Here is an 18,110-nt window from a genome sequence, read left to right on the forward strand (position 1 = left end):
AAAGCGCCTGGAGCTTTTGAAGGTTAAACGACTAAACTTCAAAAGTATCCAATGCTTTTGAAGGATGGCGCGTTAAACTTCAAAAGGCTAAAGTGCATTTGAAGTTTAGGCCTTCGGAGGATTCCGTGCGACGGGAAGACATAGCGGTGCCGCTCCGCCACTACCTGGTGCCGGTGGAAGGCCGCCCGAATCTGGTGGCCATGACCGCTCCGCCCACGCCGCGCAGGCTGCCCCCAGGCCAGTCAGGCAACCGACAGTTGTTCGCCGACGCCAACGCAGGCCTGGCCCGGCTGGAACAAGCCATGCGGCAGTGGCCGACCCCAGATCTGGTCACCCGCACCCTGGCCCGACGCGAAGCCGTGCAGAGTTCCCAGATCGAAGGGACACAGACCGATCTGGACCAGTTGCTGGTGTACGAAGCCACCCTTGGCCTCGACGGCCTGCCCGCCGACGTCGTTGTCACCGAGCGCTACGTGCAGGCGCTGCAGGACGGATTGGAAGCGGTCAGAGTGCGGGGTAGATCCGCCATCGACCTTGCACTCGTCAACCACCTGCACTCGGTTCTTATGCAGGACACGCCGGAGGACTTCCCGAAGGGCCGCTACAGGCAGGAACAGGCGGTCATCGGACCGTTGGGAGGACGCCCTGAAGACGCGCGCTTCGTTCCTTCGCCGCCGGATCGGATCGGCGAGGCGATGCAGGAACTGGAACGTCAGATGCTGCAGTACCAGGCGGCGGAAGACGAACAGTTCGAACTGAACATCCTTGCGCAGCTCGCCATCGCGCACGCCCAGTTCGAAACCATCCATCCGTACAAGGATGGCAATGGACGCACCGGTCGGCTGCTGATGCCGCTGATACTGGCGGCAGAAGGGTATCCACCGCTGTACCTGTCCGGCGCATTGCTCCGAAGCAAGGACACCTACTACGACGCGCTCAACCAGGTGCAGATCAAAGGCAACTGGGTACCGTGGATGGACATGGTCTCCCGGGCCGTGGTGGAGTCAGCGAACGATGCGATCGCCATCGCCGAGGACATGCAGCGCCTCGTGGCGGAGTGGTCGGTTAAGGTCAGCCGCTATCGCGGCGACTCTGTCGCGCGTCGACTTCCGGCGCTGCTGGTGGGCCATCCGGTGGTCACGGCATCACAGGTTGCTTCGTTGCTGGAGGTGTCTGACCGGTCAGCGCTTACCGGGATCTATGCGCTCGAGGAAGCCGGAATCCTGTCGAAGGGCAATGAGAAGAAGTGGGGCAGGACTTACCACGCCCACGCCGTCCTCAAGCGACTCAACCAGCTACCGGTGCGCGTGGCCCAGCGACCGCGGTGAACGCAGCCGGGCAGCGCCCGGCGCTACGATCACACGTCGCCGCCTTCCGCCCAGCCTTCGCCAGTGCCCTTCTGGAACACGCGGTCGCCGTCCTGCACATCACCGGCCGGCAGGTGCTCCTGCGTTTCCAGCGCGGCGTAGATCGGGGTGAAGTCCGGCGCAGTCGCTTCCATCAGCTGCTCGTAGCTGTCGATGACGAAGTAGGTCTTCTGGAAGGTATCGATGCGGTAGCGGGTGCGCATGATGCGCTCCAGGTCGAACCCGATCCGGTTCGGCGCAGCCGATTCCAGCGAGTACAGCGATTCGCCCTTGGACGAGACGATGCCCGCGCCGTAGATGCGCAGCCCTTCGGGCGTGTTGATCAGGCCGAACTCCACCGTGTACCAGTACAGGCGGGTGAGGTGCTGCAGTGCTTCGGGGCCGATCGCGTGCGCCTTGACGCCGCCGCGGCCGTAGGCGGCCATGTAATCGGCGAACACCGGGTTCATCAGCAACGGCACGTGCCCGAACAGGTCGTGGAACATGTCCGGTTCGGCGATGTAGTCGATCTGGTCCGGGCGGCGGATCCACCAGGTGACCGGGAAGCGGCGGTTGGCCAGGTGGTCGAAGAAATCCAGTTCCGGCAGCAGGCCTTCCACGCCAACCAGGGTCCAGCCGGTGGCGGCGCCCAGCACTTCGTTGAGCTGGTCGAAGCGCGGAATCATGTGCGCGTTCATGCCCATCTCGTCCTGCGCCTGCAGGAACTCCTTGCTGGCCCGGCCCACCAGCAGCTCACGCTGGCGCTGGTACAGGGTGCTCCAGGTGGCGTGGTCGTCGGCGGTGTAGCTTTCCCACGGCTGTTCCACCACGGCGGTGGTGTACACCGGCACGTAGCCCTTGTCGGTCTGCTGGTGTTCGACGCGGCGGGGGGCAGTGGCGGTTTCCATCGAGGTGGGCTCCTGGGAAGTGACCCCTTGATGCTAGGGCAGGGCGCGCGCAAGAGGATTGCAAAGTTGCGCGGATCTGCCGACCTGGCGCAATATCGTTGCGTCCAATCAATGTTGCGGAGCAGCAATGTCCGGAGATGCCCAGTTCGACCGCACGGATCTGCGTCTTCTGGCGGAGATCCAGCAACATGGCCGCGCCACCAACGCCGAACTGGCGGCGCGGGTGAACCTTTCTCCGTCGGCGTGCCTGCGGCGGGTCCAGCGGCTGGAGAGCGAAGGGGTGATCGCCGGCTACGGCGCGCGACTGGAACCGCGCCGGATCGGGCTGGGGCTGCAGGCCTTCGTGCGCGTACAGCTGGAAAAGCACGACCAGCACGCCATCGGCGTGTTCGCTGACAGCGTGGTGGACTGGGATGAAGTGGTGGCCTGCCATGCGCTGACCGGCGACATGGATTACCTGCTGCACATCTACGTGCGCGACCTGGAGCACTTTTCCAGCTTCCTGCTGGACAAGCTGCTCAATGCAGCGGGCGTGGCCGATGTGAACTCCAGTTTCGTGCTGCGCACGGTGAAGGATTTCAGGGCGTTGCCGTTGTCGCAGCTGGAATGACGCAATTCGTCATCCCAACGGTAGAGCCGACTGTTAGTCGGCTGCCCTTTGCGGCGACTTCAACGCCTGCGCCGAGAGCAGCCGACTAACAGTCGGCTCTACCGCGGGCGGCGTCCAGAGATGACGCGGTTTACCCCTCGCACTTTTCCTTGCGGCCCATCAGCTTGCCCACGCGCGAGGGTTCGTCGCATTTCGGCTTGGGCGGGGGCGGCGCCGCTGCCGCCGCACGCGCCTTCTGCAGCTGCTGGATCTTCGCGCGGATCTGCGGCATTGCCGCCATCGCGGCCTTCTCGCCCTCCAGGATCGCGTAACCGCGCTGGCTGAAATCGGCCGCGCCGATGTCCAGCACCTTGGGGCGGATGATGATGTCGGCACGCGCCAGTTCCTGCTCGCCCAGGCGCTGGCCCATGATCGAGATGGACTGGTTGACGATGCCCAGCATGCCGGTCGGCGATTTGCCGCTGGCCTTGCTGGAGATATCCACCGCGATGACGAAGTCCGCGCCCAGTTGGCGCGCGGCATCCACCGGCACCGGGCTGACCACGCCGCCGTCGACGAACAGGTTGCTGCCGATCTTCACCGGTTCGAACACACCCGGGATGCTGCTTGAGGCACGCACCGCTTGGCCGACGTTGCCACGCACGAACACCGCGCGATCGCCGGTATCCAGGTTGGTAGCCACGGCCGCGAAGGGCTTCTTCAGCTTTTCGGCCGGCTTGTTGTTCACCTGCGCGTTGACGTAATCCTGCAGCTTCTGGCCCTGCACCAGGCCGCCGGAGAACAGGCGCACGTCGCGGATGCTGGCCTCATCCAGGGCCACGGCCTTGGACTGCATCTGGAACGCGTCCATGCCGCTGGCATACAGCGCGCCGACCACGCTGCCGGCGCTGGTGCCGGACACCACGACCGGCTCAAAGCCATTGGCTTCCAGCATCTTGATCACGCCAATATGCGCGAAGCCCTTGGCCGCACCGCCGCCCAGCGCGATGCCGATCTTCACTGGCTTGGCCGGTGCGGCAGGCACCGCCACCGGGGTAACCGGGGTGGGGCGGGCATTTTCGCCGCCGCAGCCAGCCAGCAGGCCGAGCAGGGCAACAGACAGCGTCAGGCAGGTGCGGCGGAAGGCGGTCATGGCGTCTGCGGAAAGTGAATGGGCAATAGCATAGCGGTAGCGCCGGCCGTTGGCCGGCCTTCGAGATGGTTGGGGCGGGGGGCGTTTAGCGGGGCGTCGGGCCGACCATGGCGCGCGCTGGCCGCGCGGGTGATGCGTGGCGCGTGGCTGCTCGGTAGTACGTACTGGGTAACGGCGCCAGCAAAAAAGAGGCCCGCTTGCGCGGGCCTCTCGGTGCCTTTCGGCCAAATGTACTGCGTGTGCCTTTCGGCCAACGCCACCAGTTTATGGACCAGGGTCGACGGGTGCAAGCTGAAACGAAGCCATCGAGCTGTCAAGAAGGCCGTGGAATCAACGGGTTGCCTCGGATTCAGGGGCTTCTGGAGGCCTGGGGGAGTGCTGGGGTTCTCGATCCATTTGCGACAAATCGCGCACGGCGTCGAGGAGGCCTTGGCAGCCGATGGCCCTGATCACTGCACGCTGGATGGACGCGAGGCAGTCATCAGACACCCTTGGGGGTGGCGAACCGCGTCGATTCAGTGGCCTCAGGCGGTTCCGGTCGACCGTCTGGACCATGTTGGACTTGGCCCAGCAGGTCGGTGCGTTCCGGTACCTGACAAGGTCGGGCAGTTGGGAACGCTCCAGACGGACATGCAGTCCTCTGGCCTCGCCCGCTTTCCGGGGATTGCTGTGGCAGTCCTGCGTGGTGCTGATGGGGACGACCAGATACTGGCCCTTGTGGTCTCCAAGGATTACAACGGGACGGGGCTTCTGGATCTCGTAGGGAATAGGGCCTTGGAACTCGGTTCTGGTGTACTCGGTTCGGCCATTGGTCCCAGCCATGACTGGCGCTCCGTCCGGGTCCAGGAGTGGGCGGTATCTGCCGAAAAGACATTCGTAAATCTCGCCGCGCTTGATTCGGGAATTCATTGCAGAACCCTTTCTGGATCGCCCGGTTTGTAGCACCAGCCGCGATCGAAGACGGGTACTGATCCACCATTCGGGTGTGACCATCGTCGCGCCAGGAAGGCATCCACACGAACCCGCCTGAAGGCAGAAGCCTTTCCAGGCGCTATGGCCAGATCCACTGCGTCATTCTGCGCGGAACTCGTTGTCGTGACTGGCTACGCAGCGTCTAACCACCGTTCTGGGCTTCGGGCAGTAGCGATTCGGAGCCGGTGCCGTTCCCTGAAGGCGTTCATCCAGCCGTTCCCGTTTCACATTTCCGGGACCGGATCCTGATAATCAGTGGTCCGCATTTGCGACGCTGTTGTTGTACTGCAACAATTGTCTGGTAGCGCCGGTCCACCACCCTTCCCAACACAGCCTAATCGCCATGTTCCCGAACCGCACTGCCCACGGTCGTACTCCGTCCGTGCATCCCCTCGTTGTCGCGCTTGCCGCCCTGCTGCCATTGACGGCCGCAGCCCAGGACGCCCCCGCCACCAAGGATCCGGTAGCACTCGACACCCTGCAGGTCACGGCCCAGCGCCGCGTCGAAAACGCCAAGGACGTGCCGGTCTCGATCTCGGCCATCCAGGGTGAAAAGCTCGACGTGCTCGGTTCGGCCGGCGACGACATCCGCTTCCTGTCGGCCCGCGTGCCGAGCCTGAACATTGAATCGTCCTATGGTCGTGCCTTCCCGCGCTTCTACATCCGCGGCCTGGGCAACACCGATTTCGATCTCAATGCCTCGCAGCCGGTGTCGCTGGTGTATGACGATGTGGTGCAGGAAAGCCCGCTGCTGAAGGGCTTCCCGCTGTTCGACCTGGCCGGCGTGGAAGTACTGCGCGGCCCGCAGGGCACGCTGTTCGGGCGCAACACGCCGGCCGGCGTCGTGAAGTTCGATTCGGCCCGCCCGTCGCAGGATGCCGATGGTTACGTCAAAGTCTCCTACGGCACCTATGACACCTGGAACACCCAGGCCGCCTACGGTGGCCCGCTGACCGACCGCTGGTCCGCGCGCGTGTCGGGGCTGTACCAGCGCCGCGACAACTACGTGGACAACACCCGCCCGAACGCACCGGCCGAAGGCTTTGAAGGCTACGACGAAGCCGCCGGCCGCGTGCAGTTCCTGTACGAAGGCGACGAATTCGAAGCGCTGTTCAACCTGCACAAGCGCAAGCTCAACGGCACCGCGCGCCTGTTCCGCGCCAACATCATCCAGCCGGGCAGCAATGCGCTGGTGGAAAACTTCGACCGCGACAAGGTCTCCAACGACGGCGAGAACTTCTCCGAGCTGGAGACCTGGGGCGGCAGCGCGCGCCTGCAGTGGAACCTGGGCAGCGTGACGCTGCACTCGATCACCGGTTATGAAACCGCCGAATCGCTCAACCATGGCGACATCGACGGCGGCTACGGCGCCAGCTTCCTCGGCGCGGGCAACTACGGCCCGGGCTTCATTCCCTTCCCGTCCGAATCGGCCGACGGCCTGCCGCACCACCGCCAGTGGACCCAGGAATTCCGCGTGGAATCCAACGAGTGGGGCCGCTTCGACTGGCAGGCGGGCGTGTTCTACTTCGATGAAGACGTCACCATCGACAGCTTCAACTACGATTCGCTGACCCCGGGCAACCCGCAGACCGGCCATGCCGTGCAGAGCCAGCGCAACAAGGCGTGGGCAGCGTTCGCGTCCGGCGATTTCGACGTGACCGACAAGTTCAAGCTGCGCGGCGGCGTGCGCTACACGCAGGACAAGAAGGACTTCACCGCCAGCGTGCTGCAGGCGGTGCCGGGCGGCACGCCGGTGAGCGGTCCGTACATCGCCAACACCGATGTCGACGATGTCAGCTGGGACCTGAGCGGTGTCTATCAGATCACCGACAACGTCAACACCTACGCCCGCGTGGCCAAGGGCTTCCGCGCGCCGTCCATCCAGGGCCGCCTGGCCTTCGGTGGCGTCTCGCAGGCCGACTCGGAGAAGGTGATTTCGTATGAAGTGGGCGTCAAGGCCGACCTGTTCGACCGCCGCGCGCGCCTGGGCTTCAACATCTTCCGCTACAACGTCGATGGCCAGCAGCTGATCGCGGTGGGCGGCAGCAACAACACCGCCACCCTGCTCAATGCCGACAAGACCATCGGCCAGGGCGCGGAGCTGGACTTCGAAGCCTACCTGACCGACCACGTGCTGCTGACCCTGGGCAGCAGCTACAACGACACCGAGATCAAGGACCGCGACCTGGCGGTGGCGATCTGCGGCGGCGGCTGCACCATCACCGACCCGACCACCGTGATCAATGGTGGCACCTACGCGCTGGTCAACGGCAACCCGTTGCCGCAGGCGCCGAAGTGGATCCACAACCTGACGCTGCGCGCCGGCTTCCCGATCAACGATGCCAGCGAGCTTTACGTCTACACCGACTGGGCCTACCGCAGCCCGGTGAACTTCTTCCTGTACGAGTCGCCGGAGTTCCGCAGCCGCTCGTCGCTGGAAGGCGGCCTGCGCCTGGGCTACAACTGGGATTACGGCCAGTACGACGTGGCCGTGTTTGGTCGCAACCTGACCAACCAGACCCGCGTGGTGGGTGCGATCGACTTCAACAACCTGACCGGCTTCCTCAACGAGCCGCGTACGTTTGGTGTGGAGTTCACCGCGAAGTTCTGATCGGGGTGCGCAGCATGTAGAGGGAGACGGCGCGGAGCAATCCGCGCCGTTTTTTGTCGATCACAAACCGGTAACGCCGACGGTGACGCCGACGGTAGTGCCGACTGTTAGTCGGCAGCTCTCCCTTCCGAGGTCATGAGCGCCGGACGGGTGGCTTCGGCCGGGCGTAAACGTCGGTGTCGCTTCCACAATGGCAGTCATTCGACTTCGGATGCTTGCGCCGCGCTGCGCGCGGTCGCCGACTAACAGTCGGCGCTACGAATTGCTGGCGAACGTCCGTGGATCAGGATACGTCGCGAATTGCTGGCGAACGCGATCAGATCCGGATGCGTCACCATCGGGCGACCCACCGTCACAGCGCGCTGGCGGGTCGCACCTTCAGTACCGTTTCCTCGGCCGCGCAATCGCGGCTGACGGTTGCGCCTGCCTTTCGGGCTGCGGCGATTTCCTTTCGGGCGGCCAGCAGGTCGCGGTTGAACTCGGCGTTGTCGTGCAGCCTCGCCACCGCCGCCGCGCCCATGAAGCGCCCTTCGAGAATGTCGCTCTGCCAGTGCACGTTGCACACCAGGCGGCTTTCACCGTAGTTGCGGCCGCGGGCCTGGATGGCGTCGGCGCGCTCGGGGACGACTTCCGACAGGATCAGCGCCCACGCCCAGCCGATGGAGGTGTGGCCGGACGGGTAGGAGCCATTTTTGCGCAGGCCTTCTTCATCCTCCGGCGTGCAGGTCGGTTCGCCATTGACCATGAACGGGCGCGCGCGCTGGTAGTGGTGCTTGGCGGCGCGGGTGGCGGCGCTGGCATCGATGCGGCTGCGCTCGAGCAGGCGGTACAGCGCGGGGGTCTTCTGCGCATCCACGTCCAGCCCGATCGCGCAGGCGAACTGGTTCGCGCCCTCGGGGAAGCTCAGTTCGGCATCGCGGTGGGCCTGCGCGAAACGCGGGGTCTCGCGCAGGGCGCGCGCCTCCCGGCTGACCTGCTCGTCCAGCGCGAACCCGGCCGAGCCCGCCGCCGGCGGGGCCGGCACCAGCGCCAGGCTGTCCGGTACCGCGTCGGCCGCCAGGTAACCCACCGCCTTGGTCACCACCGAGGCCTCCACCGGCGTGGCCGGCGCGGCCACCGTGGTACAGCCGGCCAGGGCCGCAATCAGGGCGGTGGCCAGAAGGGGGCGCAGGAACGGGGCGGAAGCGGCAGCGTGCATCGGCAGGTCTCAAAAGCGTGAAGCGCGCATGATCGCAGCTTCCCAGGCCCCTGCCAGCGGCCACTGGTCATGCCGCCAGACCCGGCATGGCGCAGTGAAGGGCCGCGTTGGGAGTCGTTTCAAATGATAGGAATCCTCTACTGGTTCACGGAAACCGATTCGCAGGCGGAATAGCTTCTGTCGGCAATCAGGGGGATCACCGGGAAAGGGAGTCACAGGATGCAAAGCACTGCAGTGGGGAAGGGCGCGGGCCTGGCCCTGGGAATGATGCTGGCCTGCGCCAGCGCGCATGCCGCCGACGTGGTGGGCGTGGCGTTCGTGCACGGCACCGGCAAGCAGACCGATGCGCGCGCCGATTACTGGCAGCCGGGCATCATCGACACGGTACGCCAGGGCCTGCCCAACAGCGCCAATTACACCGTGGTCAACTGCGATTTCGAGCAGTACATGTGGAAGCCTGAAGCGGCCGGTTGCCTGGCCGGGCAGCTCACCACCTTCATCAACACCCGTGGCATCACCAGGCTGGTGGTGATCACCCATTCCAACGGCGGCAACGTGGTGCGCTGGATCCTGTCCAACCCCACCTACGACAGCCGCTATCCGAAGCTTATCCTGACCATCAGCAAGGTCACTGCGCTGGCGCCCTCGTCGGCCGGCACGCCGCTGGCCGACGCGGTGCTCAACGGCAACGCCTTCGAAGCGTCGGTCGGCTGGCTGCTGGGTTACCAGAACGATGCGGTGCGCATGCAGCAGGTGGGCTGGATGGCCACCTACAACGCGCAGAACCTGTACGGCACTTCCGGTCGCCCGGCGCTGCCCAAGCCGTTCCGCGCGGTGGTGGGTTCGGATGTGGAATCGGCGGTGTGGGACAGCAACAGCTACTGCGGTGGCTATGCGCAGAACGTGGGGCTGGAGCTCACCCAGAACTGGCTCGACAGCTGTTCCGATGGCTTCCTGGAATGCAGCAGCCAGAAGGCGGCCGGCAGCGTGCTGTTCACCGACAAGGCGCGCACCAACGGCGCCGAACCGCTCAGCCACAACCAGAGCCGGCGCGAATGCTTCGGCCTGGGCGCGATCCTGCGCAACGACCTGACCCTCTGAGGAGCACGCCATGACGTCACGATTGATGCTTGCCATGGCCGTCGCCTCGGCGCTGTCCGCGCTGCCGCTGCACGCCGCCCAACCGCTGCAGGCCGCGCGCGGCACCGACCAGGTGGCCCCACGCGTGGAACGCGCGCCGATGCCCGATGCCACGGTGGAACGCGCCCCCGTGCGCTTTGCCTGGGCGCTGGACCCGACCCGGGCGCTCAGCGCGCCGGCCCCGTTCGTTGCATTGAGCCGCAGCTACTGGGACACCGTGGATGCGGCCACGCTGCAGCGCGGCCTGGAGCTGCCGCTCACCGCGCCGGATGCGGTGATCCAGGTCAGCCCGGTGCAGGGTGCCCGCGCGCTGGAGGTGGAGCAACTGCAGGTGCGCGATCCCTCCGGTGCGGTAGCGCTGGATAAAGTGGTCGATGCCCAGCAGCTGCGCGCTGCAGGCATGGGCGTGGGCGAGGGCAGCGCGATGGCGCGGACCGGCGCCAGCACGGCGGTGGGCACCTACCGCCTGCAGGCCGCGCAGGCCCAGGGCCGCTACGTGGTGCAGGTGCTGGAGCCCAACAGCCCGATCGCGCTGACCCTGCAGGCCGACCGCCAGCAGGTGCTGGCCGGTGGCAGCGTGCTGTTGAACGCACGCCTGCAGCACGACGGTGGCAACGCGGCGCGGGCGGCGGGGCGCTCGGCAGCGCGCACGCTGCCAGCGGGCGGCGAAGCACTGCTGGTGGCACCGGACGGGCGCAGCTGGCCGGTGCCGCTGGTGGCCGGCAAGGATGGCCTGCGCGCCCAGGTGACCATTCCCGAGGATGTGGGGCAGGCACAGGGGCTGTGGGAGCTGCAGGCCTTCGTGACCGCGCAGGGCGTGCAGCGTGACGCCAAGGTGGCGTTCGCCGTGGCCCGGCCGACGGCGCGCTTCAGCGGCCAGGTCGAGGTGGATCCCGCCCGGCGCCAGGTGCGGCTGCCGCTGCAGATCGGCGCGCCGGGCCGTTACGAGGCACGCGGCACGCTGCATGCCACCGGGCCCGACGGCAGGTTGCACCCGGTGGCGCAGGCGCATAGCGCGGCGTGGTTCGATGCGGCCGGTGCCGGCGAACTGCTGCTGGCGTTCGACACGGTGGCATTACCGGGTGGCTACGGCGCCCCCTTCGAACTGCGTGACCTGCAGTTGCAGGACCAGGGCCGGATGGCCCCGATCGAAAGCCGCGCAGTAGCGGTGCGGTTCTGATGGAGGCCGGGGGCGGCAACGCCGCCCCCGGCTGTCACCCCGCGAAGGCGGTCAAGCGGCCCTCGTGCTCGATGACCTGGATCGGCCCGCCGAATACCTCCGACAGCGGCCCATCGCGCAGCAATTCCGCCCGTGTGCCATCGGCGGCGATCCGGCCGCCGCGCAGCAGCACCACGCGTTCGATTTCCGGAATCACTTCTTCGATGTGGTGGGTCACCAGCACCAGGGTGATGCCCTGCGCGGCCAGCGTGCGCATGGTGGCGATCAGATGCTGGCGCGCCACCAGGTCCAGCCCGGTGGACGGCTCGTCCAGCAGCAGCGCCTGCGGCCGGTTCACCAGCGCACGGGCGATCAGCACGCGCCGGGTTTCACCGGCGGACAATTCGGCATAGCCCCGGTGCAGCAATGGCAACGCCCCGGTCAGTGCCAGCGTCTCGCGCACCCGCGCGCGCATGTCGTCGGTGACCTCGCGGAAGGCGGGCACCACGAAGCTGGCAAAGAACCCCGACAGCACCGCTTCTTCCACGGTCAGCCCGGGCATGTCGGCCAGGTTGCTGCTCAGGTCACCGGTGACGATGCCCAGCTGCGAGCGCAGCCGGTCCACCTGCCAGCGGTTCTGCCCGAGCACGCGCACGGCGACGGTGCCGTCCGCGTGCGCCAGCGGGTACAGCTCACGGGTGATGAGCTTGATGAAGGAGGATTTGCCGCAGCCATTGGGGCCGAGCAGCGCGGTGTGCTGGCCCTGGGCGATGCGCAGGCTCAGGTCATGCAGCACGCGGACCTGCCCCCGGATCACACAGGCGCGGTCAAGTTCGATCAGGGGGGCGGCGGCGGCGATGGCCGGCGGTGGGGTGGCAACGGTCATGAATGCGGGGGCAATGCTCACGAAGGGGGAAAACAACTGAATGACTGCGCAAAAATCGCATCAGACGGATGAAGTTTGCAACGTCTGGCCCCATGATGGATCCACCTGTCACCGTTTCCCTGCTGGCCATCACGGCCCGGAGTCCTGCGATGCTCGATACCCTCATCAACTTCCTGACCGGCGGTGTCGTCGGCCTCGGCTGGTGGGGCATGGGCCTGGTGCTGCTGGTGTTCACCCAGCTCACCATCTTTGCCGTCACGCTCTACCTGCATCGCAGCCAGGCGCACCGCGGCGTCGATTTCCACCCGGTCATCGCGCACTTCTTCCGCTTCTGGACCTGGCTCACCACCTCCATGATCACCAAGGAGTGGGTAGCCATCCACCGCAAGCACCACGCCAAGGTGGAAACCGACGAAGACCCGCACAGCCCGGTGACCAAGGGCATTGGCACGGTGTTCTGGCGCGGCGTGGAGCTGTACCGCGAAGCCCGTGGCATGCGCGCGGACATCGAACAGTACGGCCGCGGCGCCCCGGAAGACTGGATCGAGCGCCACCTGTACACCCCGCACGCCAACCTGGGCCCGGTAGCCCTGCTGGCGGTGAACCTGCTGCTGTTCGGCCTGCCCGGCGTGGCCCTGTGGGCGATCCAGATGGCGTGGATTCCGTTCTGGGCCGCCGGCGTGGTCAACGGCCTGGGCCACTGGTGGGGCTACCGCAACTTCGAGTCGGCCGATACCTCCACCAACCTCACCCCGTGGGCGTTCTGGATCGGCGGCGAAGAGCTGCACAACAACCACCATGCCTTCCCCAGCTCGGCCCGCTTCTCGATGCGCCGCTGGGAGTTCGATATCGGCTGGGCGGCGATCCGTGGCCTGCAGGCCGTGGGCCTGGCCAAGGTGCTGCGCGTGGCGCCCAGCATGGACGTGCGCCCGAACATCGCCGTGCCCGATGCCGAAACCCTGAAGGCCCTGCTCTCGCACCGCTTCCAGGCCATGACCGATTACCAGCGCAATGTGTTCGTGCCGGCCCTGCGCGAAGAAGCCGCGTTTGCCGGTGCCAAGCTGCGCAAGCTGCTGCCGCGCCGCATGCGCCGGGGCCTGGTCAACGACGGCCGCTGGCTCAAGCCCGATTGCCGCGCCGAACTCAGCAGCTGGGTCGAACAGCGCCCGCGCATCCGCGTGCTGGTTGAACACCGCGCGCGCCTGGCCGCCCTGCTGGAAGCCCGTGGCAACGATGCCGCCGAACGCCTGAAGCTGCTCCAGGCCTGGTGCCATGAAGCCGAGGCCAGTGGCATCGCCGCGCTGCAGAACTACGCCGCGCGCCTGAAAGGCTACGCGCTGACGGCGCACTGACCGGTGCGGCCTGCCCCTCGCACCACCGGAAAGCGCCGCCTTGTGCGGCGTTTTTCCTGCGCGTCCCTGTTGCTGCTCGCCGCCGCCGCGCAGGCCCAGGTCACCGACACCGGCAGTTACCTGCAGCGCATGGATGCCGATGGCGACGGCAAGGTCAGCGTCGAGGAGTATGTGCAATGGATGATGTACGCCTTCGACCGCATGGACCGCAACGCCGACGGCGTGCTCAGCGCCGATGAACTGCCCGGCGGCAAAGGCAGGCCGATCACCCGCGAGCAGCAACGGCAGACGATCATCGAACGCTTCCACAAGCAGGACGCCAACGGTGACGGCTTCCTGAGCGCGAAAGAACTCGCCGCCCCACCCCGATGACACCGCGCACCCGCCTGCCATTCCCCCATGCCTGAACTTCCCGAAGTAGAAACCACCCGCCGAGGCCTGGCCCCGCACCTGGAAGGCCGCCGCGTGCACGGCGTGATCCTGCGCCGGCCGGACCTGCGTTGGCCGATTCCCGACGAGATCAGCGCGCTGCTGCCCGGCCAGGCGATTGAAGGCGTGCGCCGCCGCGCCAAGTATCTGCTGCTTGATACCGCCATCGGCAGCGCGGTGCTGCACCTGGGCATGTCCGGCAGCCTGCGTGTATTAGCGGGGGACACCCCGGTCCGCGCGCACGATCACGTCGATATCAGCCTGGACAACGGCCGCCTGCTGCGTTTCAACGACCCGCGCCGGTTCGGCAGCCTGCTGTGGCAGCCGGCCGGGGACACCCACCCGCTGCTGGCCGGGCTGGGCCCGGAGCCGCTGGACGACGCCTTCGACGGCGACTACCTGTTCCAGCGCAGCCGCGGCCGCAGTGCCTCGGTGAAGACCTTCCTGATGGACCAGGCCATCGTGGTCGGGGTGGGCAACATCTACGCCGCTGAGAGCCTGTTCATGGCCGGGATCAATCCGCTGCGTGAAGCCGGGAAGATCTCGCGTGAGCGCTACCAGCGCCTGGCCACGGCGGTGAAGCAGATCCTGGCCTATGCCATCACCCGTGGCGGCACCACCCTGCGCGATTTCATCAACCCCGACGGCGCCCCGGGCTATTTCGAGCAGGAACTGCTGGTCTACGGCCGTGAAGGCGAACCCTGCCGGCAGTGCGGGCGCGCCCTGCGCCACGCCACCATTGGCCAGCGCGCCAGCGTCTGGTGCGGCCACTGCCAGCGCTGAACTGTCCTACGCATCTGCAGGAAGCGGCGCTATAGTCGGCCAAACGTCACCGGCGGGGGTGTGCGATGGACGAAAGCCCGGATATCACCGTATGGCTGGATTCGGCCCGGTCGGGCGACCGTGCCTCGCTGGACCGGGTGCTCACCCTGCTCTACCAGGAACTGCACAGCATGGCCCGGCGCCAGCTGGCCGGGCAGCAGGGGCGCACCCTGGATGCCACCTCGCTGGTCCACGAGTCCTACCTGAAGCTGCTGGGCGCGCGCGGCGCGGCGCGCTTTGAAGACCGCGCGCACTTCTTCGCCTATGCCGCCTCGGCCATGCGCAGCGTGGTCGTGGATTACGCGCGCAACCGGCTGGCACGCAAGCGCGGTGGCGATCTCAAGCGCGTGGCGGAAATTCCGGAAAACAGCAGCAGCGGCGTGCGCCTGGATGAAGACCTGCTGGCGCTGGATGTGGCGCTGGCGCGGTTGCAGGCGGTGGACGGGCACCTGGCCAAGGTGGTGGAACTGCGCTACTTCGCGGGGTTGTCGGAACAGGAAATCGCCGATCTGTGCCAGCGCTCGGAGCGCAGCATCCGGCGCGATTGGCAGAAGGCACGGATGTTCCTGCTGGCGTCGGTCCGCGAGGACTGAGCACGGCGGCAGTCGGGTTCCCGCGCGAGGGCGCGGGCGGATGTGCACGGTGGCAACACAGCGCCCGGGGAAGGGACGATGGACGCAGTGCGCTGGCGGCAGTTGTCGACGCTGCTGGATCAGTTGCTGGAACTACCCCACGACCAGCGCGCCGCACGCCTGGCGCAGCTGCGCTTGGCCGATGCGACGCTGGCCGATGACCTGGAACGGCTGCTGGAGCACGAGCAGGAAAGCCAGGAATTCCTGGCCCAGCCGTTGTGGACCGCCGCGCCCGAGGACAGCCGCGCCGGCACCCACATCGGTCCGTACCGGTTGCTGCGACAGCTGGGCGAAGGCGGCATGGGCGAAGTCTGGCTGGCCGAACGGGCCGACGGGCTGTACCAGCGCCAGGTAGCGCTGAAACTGCTGCGCAGCGGCTATGCCGACCCCGGGCTGCGCCAACGTTTCAGCCGCGAACGCGAGATCCTGGCGCGGCTGCAGCACCCGCACCTGGCGCAGCTGCTGGATGCCGGCGTGGACCTGCAGGGCCAGCCGTACCTGGCGCTGGCCTATGTGGAAGGCGAGCCGATCACCGATTACTGCCAGCGCCTGCAGCTGCCGCTGGAACGCCGGCTGCAGCTGATGCTGCAGGTATGCGCGGTGGTCAGCCACGCGCATGCCAACCTGATCGTGCACCGTGACCTCAAGCCCTCCAACATTTTGGTCACCGCCAACGGTGAGGTGAAGCTGCTGGATTTCGGCATCGCCAAGCTGCTCGATGACGAGCAGGCGCGCTCGAACGCCGCGCACCCGCCCACCGAAGCGCGCGCCTTCACCCTGCATTACGCCGCACCGGAACAGGTACGCGGCGAACCGGTGACCACGCTGACCGATGTGTATTCGCTGGGCGTGGTGCTGTTCGAGGTGATCACCGGGCGCAAACCTTACCGCCTGCGCCGGCACAGCGATGCCGAATGGGAGCGCTCGATCCTGGAAGTGGATGCGCCGCGCGCCTCCAGCATGCTGTTGCGCGGCGACATCACCGATGCGGCGGCTACGCCGGCGGCGCGGCGCCTGGCCCGACGCCTGCGCGGTGACCTGGATACGATCCTGCTCAAGGCGCTGCAGAAGGTCCCTGCGCAGCGCTATGCCTCGGTGGAAGCGTTGGCGCAGGACCTGCAGCGCTTCCTGGAGGGCCGCCCGATCCACGCGCGCCCGCAGCGTTCGCTGTACCGCCTGCGCAAGTACCTGGGGCGGCACCGCTGGGGCGTGGCGCTGGCTGCGGTGGCGATCCTGGCACTGGCGGTGCTGGCGGCACTGGCGGTGTGGCAGATGCAGCAGGCGCGGCGTGAGATCGCGCGTGCGCAGGCCATGCAGGATTTCACCATCGGCCTGTTCGACCGCGCCGCCAGCGTGCGCCACGGCAGCTTCGATGTGCGCCAGCTGCTGGCCACCGGGCAGCAGCGCGGCGAGGCGGAGCTGGCTGACCAGCCATTGCCGCTGGCCGACCTGGAAGGGGTGATCGGCCGGCTGCGGATCGGCATGGGCGATTACGCGCTGGCGCTGGAAACGCTGGACCGGCAGCGCGCGCTGCTGGACCAGGTCAAGCAGGTGCCGCCCGGGCTGCAGCTGGAAGCGGTCACCCAGCGCGGCCGCGCGCTGCGCATGCTGGGCCGCTCGCGCGAGTGCGTGGCGCACATGACGCCGATGCAGGCGCTGGCGGCCGAGCAGCGTCAGGCGCTGCCGTCGGTGGTGGCCGAGTTCCACGCCCAGCTGGGACGCTGCCAGCAGCTGCTGGGCTACCGCGATGAAGCCCGCGAAGGGTTCGAGCGTGCGCTGGCACTGCGCCGCGACATCACCCACGACGCCACCGGAATGGCCGAGAGCCTGTCCGACCTGGCCGCACTGGAGAGTGACGACGGCAACGCACAGGCCGCGCTGACCGGCTACCGCCAGGCCCTGCAGCTGCTGCAGGCGCGCACCACCGACCGCCACCCGCAGCTGGTCACCCTGCGCCGCCACCTGGGCGAAATGATGGCCGCGCAGGGCGACCTGGACAGTGCCGACCGCAGCCTGCGCGCGGCGTGGACCGACGCGGTCAGCCTGTACGGCAATGACCATCCCGAAACGCTGACCATCCGCCGCCTGCGCGCGACCCTGGCCCTGCAGCGCGGCGATCTGGCCGAGGCCGAGGCCGCCCTGCAGCAGGTGCACCGGCTGACCCGCCAGGCGCTGGGCGAGCAGCACCGCGACACCGGCCAGACCTGGCATGCGCTCGGCCGCTCGGCGCTGGAACGTGGCGACAACGCGGCGGCGGTGGAGGCGTTCGGCCGCGCAGTGGCGATCTGGCGCCAGCCCGACTGCATCGGGCTGCTGCCGCAGGGCTTGTACGACTATGGCAACGCGCTGGCCGAGGTCGGCCGCTGGCAGGATGCGCTGGCCGCCTTCCACGAGGGCCGTCAGTGGCAGGCCGCGCAGCGCGGCGACGACGACCCGGAAGTGCAGCGGGGCGACCGTCGCATGGCCGAGATCATCGGCGAGCATGTCGACCCCTGGCAGGCCGGCGAGCGCCTGGCAAAACTGATGCGGCAATCCGCGCGGGGTGGCCCGGAGGCCCGCCTGCAGCTGCAGGCGGTACAGCTGGCGTGGGGACGCAACCTGCTCCGCATGGACCAACCGGTGGAAGCACAACGCGCGCTGCAACCGCTGACCGAGGGCGAGGCGATGGATCCGCGCAGCGTCAACCTGCGCTGGCTGGCACGGACCGCGCTGGGCCAGCTGGACTGCGCGCAGGCGCCGGCACGGGGGCGCGAGGCACTGGTGCGGCTGCAGGCCGAAGTGCGCGCGCAGCGGCCGCAGGGCGGCCGCATTCCCCGGCAGATCGAGCAGGCGCTGCAGGCCTGTGGCAGCAAGCGCCTGCAGGCGCGCGCCGGCCTGCCTGAACGCAGGCCCGGCGCCACGGCGGCGAATTAA

15 protein-coding genes are annotated in these 18,110 nt (G+C 67.5%); 10 read left to right on the forward strand and 5 right to left on the reverse strand.

What is annotated here, in order from left to right; all coding sequences use genetic code 11:
* Positions 1–125: 125 nt before the first annotated feature.
* Positions 126–1,328: a Fic family protein gene (locus BAY15_RS00885; protein ID WP_068848111.1), complete on the forward strand. Its 1,203-nt coding sequence runs from the start codon at positions 126–128 to the stop codon at positions 1,326–1,328.
* 29 nt (positions 1,329–1,357) lie between these two features.
* Here BAY15_RS00885 and phhA read toward each other — a convergent pair whose 3' ends face one another.
* Entirely contained in the window at positions 1,358–2,254 is an 897-nt protein-coding gene (gene phhA / locus BAY15_RS00890) for a phenylalanine 4-monooxygenase (protein WP_068848113.1), read from the reverse strand.
* A 127-nt stretch (positions 2,255–2,381) separates the two neighbouring features.
* Here phhA and BAY15_RS00895 point away from each other — a divergent pair, with 127 nt between their 5' ends.
* Positions 2,382–2,864 carry an Lrp/AsnC family transcriptional regulator gene (locus BAY15_RS00895; protein ID WP_068848115.1) on the forward strand — a complete coding sequence of 161 codons (483 nt, stop codon included), beginning with the start codon at positions 2,382–2,384 and terminating at the stop codon, positions 2,862–2,864.
* A gap of 130 nt (positions 2,865–2,994) precedes the next feature.
* Here BAY15_RS00895 and BAY15_RS00900 read toward each other — a convergent pair whose 3' ends face one another.
* The gene (locus tag BAY15_RS00900; RefSeq protein WP_068848117.1) at positions 2,995–3,996 is read right to left on the reverse strand and encodes a patatin-like phospholipase family protein; all 1,002 of its coding nucleotides are present in this window, start codon (positions 3,994–3,996) and stop codon (positions 2,995–2,997) included.
* A gap of 330 nt (positions 3,997–4,326) precedes the next feature.
* Positions 4,327–4,989: a type II toxin-antitoxin system PemK/MazF family toxin gene (locus tag BAY15_RS19680; protein WP_083214020.1), complete on the reverse strand. Its 663-nt coding sequence runs from the start codon at positions 4,987–4,989 to the stop codon at positions 4,327–4,329.
* Positions 4,990–5,311: 322 nt separating this feature from the next.
* Here BAY15_RS19680 and BAY15_RS00905 point away from each other — a divergent pair, with 322 nt between their 5' ends.
* Positions 5,312–7,579: a TonB-dependent receptor gene (locus tag BAY15_RS00905; protein WP_068848118.1), complete on the forward strand. Its 2,268-nt coding sequence runs from the start codon at positions 5,312–5,314 to the stop codon at positions 7,577–7,579.
* Between the two features lie 352 nt (positions 7,580–7,931).
* Here BAY15_RS00905 and BAY15_RS00910 read toward each other — a convergent pair whose 3' ends face one another.
* Positions 7,932–8,777, reverse strand: coding sequence for an acid phosphatase (locus tag BAY15_RS00910; RefSeq protein ID WP_068848120.1), 846 nt, complete (start codon positions 8,775–8,777; stop codon positions 7,932–7,934).
* 219 nt (positions 8,778–8,996) lie between these two features.
* On the opposite strand from BAY15_RS00910, the gene BAY15_RS00915 reads away from it, so the two are divergent.
* Together BAY15_RS00915 and BAY15_RS00920 are read left to right on the forward strand one after the other, a co-directional pair.
* Positions 8,997–9,878 carry a hypothetical protein gene (locus BAY15_RS00915; protein ID WP_068848122.1) on the forward strand — a complete coding sequence of 294 codons (882 nt, stop codon included), beginning with the start codon at positions 8,997–8,999 and terminating at the stop codon, positions 9,876–9,878.
* A gap of 10 nt (positions 9,879–9,888) precedes the next feature.
* Positions 9,889–11,097 carry a DUF4785 domain-containing protein gene (locus BAY15_RS00920; RefSeq protein ID WP_068848124.1) on the forward strand — a complete coding sequence of 403 codons (1,209 nt, stop codon included), beginning with the start codon at positions 9,889–9,891 and terminating at the stop codon, positions 11,095–11,097.
* Between the two features lie 34 nt (positions 11,098–11,131).
* Here BAY15_RS00920 and BAY15_RS00925 read toward each other — a convergent pair whose 3' ends face one another.
* A complete protein-coding gene (locus BAY15_RS00925; protein ID WP_068848126.1) occupies positions 11,132–11,962 on the reverse strand; it encodes an ABC transporter ATP-binding protein in 831 nt (276 codons plus the stop codon).
* Between the two features lie 149 nt (positions 11,963–12,111).
* On the opposite strand from BAY15_RS00925, the gene BAY15_RS00930 reads away from it, so the two are divergent.
* The 5 genes from BAY15_RS00930 (at position 12,112) to BAY15_RS00950 (ending at position 18,110) form a co-directional block, all read left to right on the forward strand.
* Positions 12,112–13,314 (forward strand): DesA family fatty acid desaturase, encoded by a 1,203-nt coding sequence (locus BAY15_RS00930; RefSeq protein WP_068848128.1) that lies wholly within the window; start codon positions 12,112–12,114, stop codon positions 13,312–13,314.
* 42 nt (positions 13,315–13,356) lie between these two features.
* Positions 13,357–13,686, forward strand: coding sequence for an EF-hand domain-containing protein (locus tag BAY15_RS00935; protein WP_068848130.1), 330 nt, complete (start codon positions 13,357–13,359; stop codon positions 13,684–13,686).
* A gap of 27 nt (positions 13,687–13,713) precedes the next feature.
* Positions 13,714–14,526, forward strand: a complete 813-nt coding sequence (gene mutM, locus BAY15_RS00940) for a bifunctional DNA-formamidopyrimidine glycosylase/DNA-(apurinic or apyrimidinic site) lyase (RefSeq protein WP_068848132.1) — start codon at positions 13,714–13,716, stop codon at positions 14,524–14,526.
* Between the two features lie 65 nt (positions 14,527–14,591).
* Positions 14,592–15,158, forward strand: a complete 567-nt coding sequence (locus BAY15_RS00945; protein WP_068848134.1) for an ECF-type sigma factor — start codon at positions 14,592–14,594, stop codon at positions 15,156–15,158.
* 78 nt (positions 15,159–15,236) lie between these two features.
* Positions 15,237–18,110 carry a serine/threonine-protein kinase gene (locus BAY15_RS00950; protein ID WP_083214021.1) on the forward strand — a complete coding sequence of 958 codons (2,874 nt, stop codon included), beginning with the start codon at positions 15,237–15,239 and terminating at the stop codon, positions 18,108–18,110.

Source organism: Stenotrophomonas rhizophila, from assembly GCF_001704155.1.
Lineage (GTDB): Bacteria > Pseudomonadota > Gammaproteobacteria > Xanthomonadales > Xanthomonadaceae > Stenotrophomonas > Stenotrophomonas rhizophila_A.

Coding starts and splice junctions, on each gene's coding strand:
- mutM (WP_068848132.1), top strand. CDS start 13,714: ATGCCTGAACTTCCCGAAGTAGAAACCACCCGCCGAGGCCTGGCCCCG.
- BAY15_RS19680 (WP_083214020.1), bottom strand. CDS start 4,989: ATGGTCACACCCGAATGGTGGATCAGTACCCGTCTTCGATCGCGGCTG.
- BAY15_RS00920 (WP_068848124.1), top strand. CDS start 9,889: ATGACGTCACGATTGATGCTTGCCATGGCCGTCGCCTCGGCGCTGTCC.
- BAY15_RS00945 (WP_068848134.1), top strand. CDS start 14,592: ATGGACGAAAGCCCGGATATCACCGTATGGCTGGATTCGGCCCGGTCG.
- BAY15_RS00895 (WP_068848115.1), top strand. CDS start 2,382: ATGTCCGGAGATGCCCAGTTCGACCGCACGGATCTGCGTCTTCTGGCG.
- BAY15_RS00915 (WP_068848122.1), top strand. CDS start 8,997: ATGCAAAGCACTGCAGTGGGGAAGGGCGCGGGCCTGGCCCTGGGAATG.
- phhA (WP_068848113.1), bottom strand. CDS start 2,254: ATGGAAACCGCCACTGCCCCCCGCCGCGTCGAACACCAGCAGACCGAC.
- BAY15_RS00930 (WP_068848128.1), top strand. CDS start 12,112: ATGCTCGATACCCTCATCAACTTCCTGACCGGCGGTGTCGTCGGCCTC.
- BAY15_RS00905 (WP_068848118.1), top strand. CDS start 5,312: ATGTTCCCGAACCGCACTGCCCACGGTCGTACTCCGTCCGTGCATCCC.
- BAY15_RS00910 (WP_068848120.1), bottom strand. CDS start 8,777: ATGCACGCTGCCGCTTCCGCCCCGTTCCTGCGCCCCCTTCTGGCCACC.
- BAY15_RS00925 (WP_068848126.1), bottom strand. CDS start 11,962: ATGACCGTTGCCACCCCACCGCCGGCCATCGCCGCCGCCGCCCCCCTG.
- BAY15_RS00900 (WP_068848117.1), bottom strand. CDS start 3,996: ATGACCGCCTTCCGCCGCACCTGCCTGACGCTGTCTGTTGCCCTGCTC.
- BAY15_RS00950 (WP_083214021.1), top strand. CDS start 15,237: ATGGACGCAGTGCGCTGGCGGCAGTTGTCGACGCTGCTGGATCAGTTG.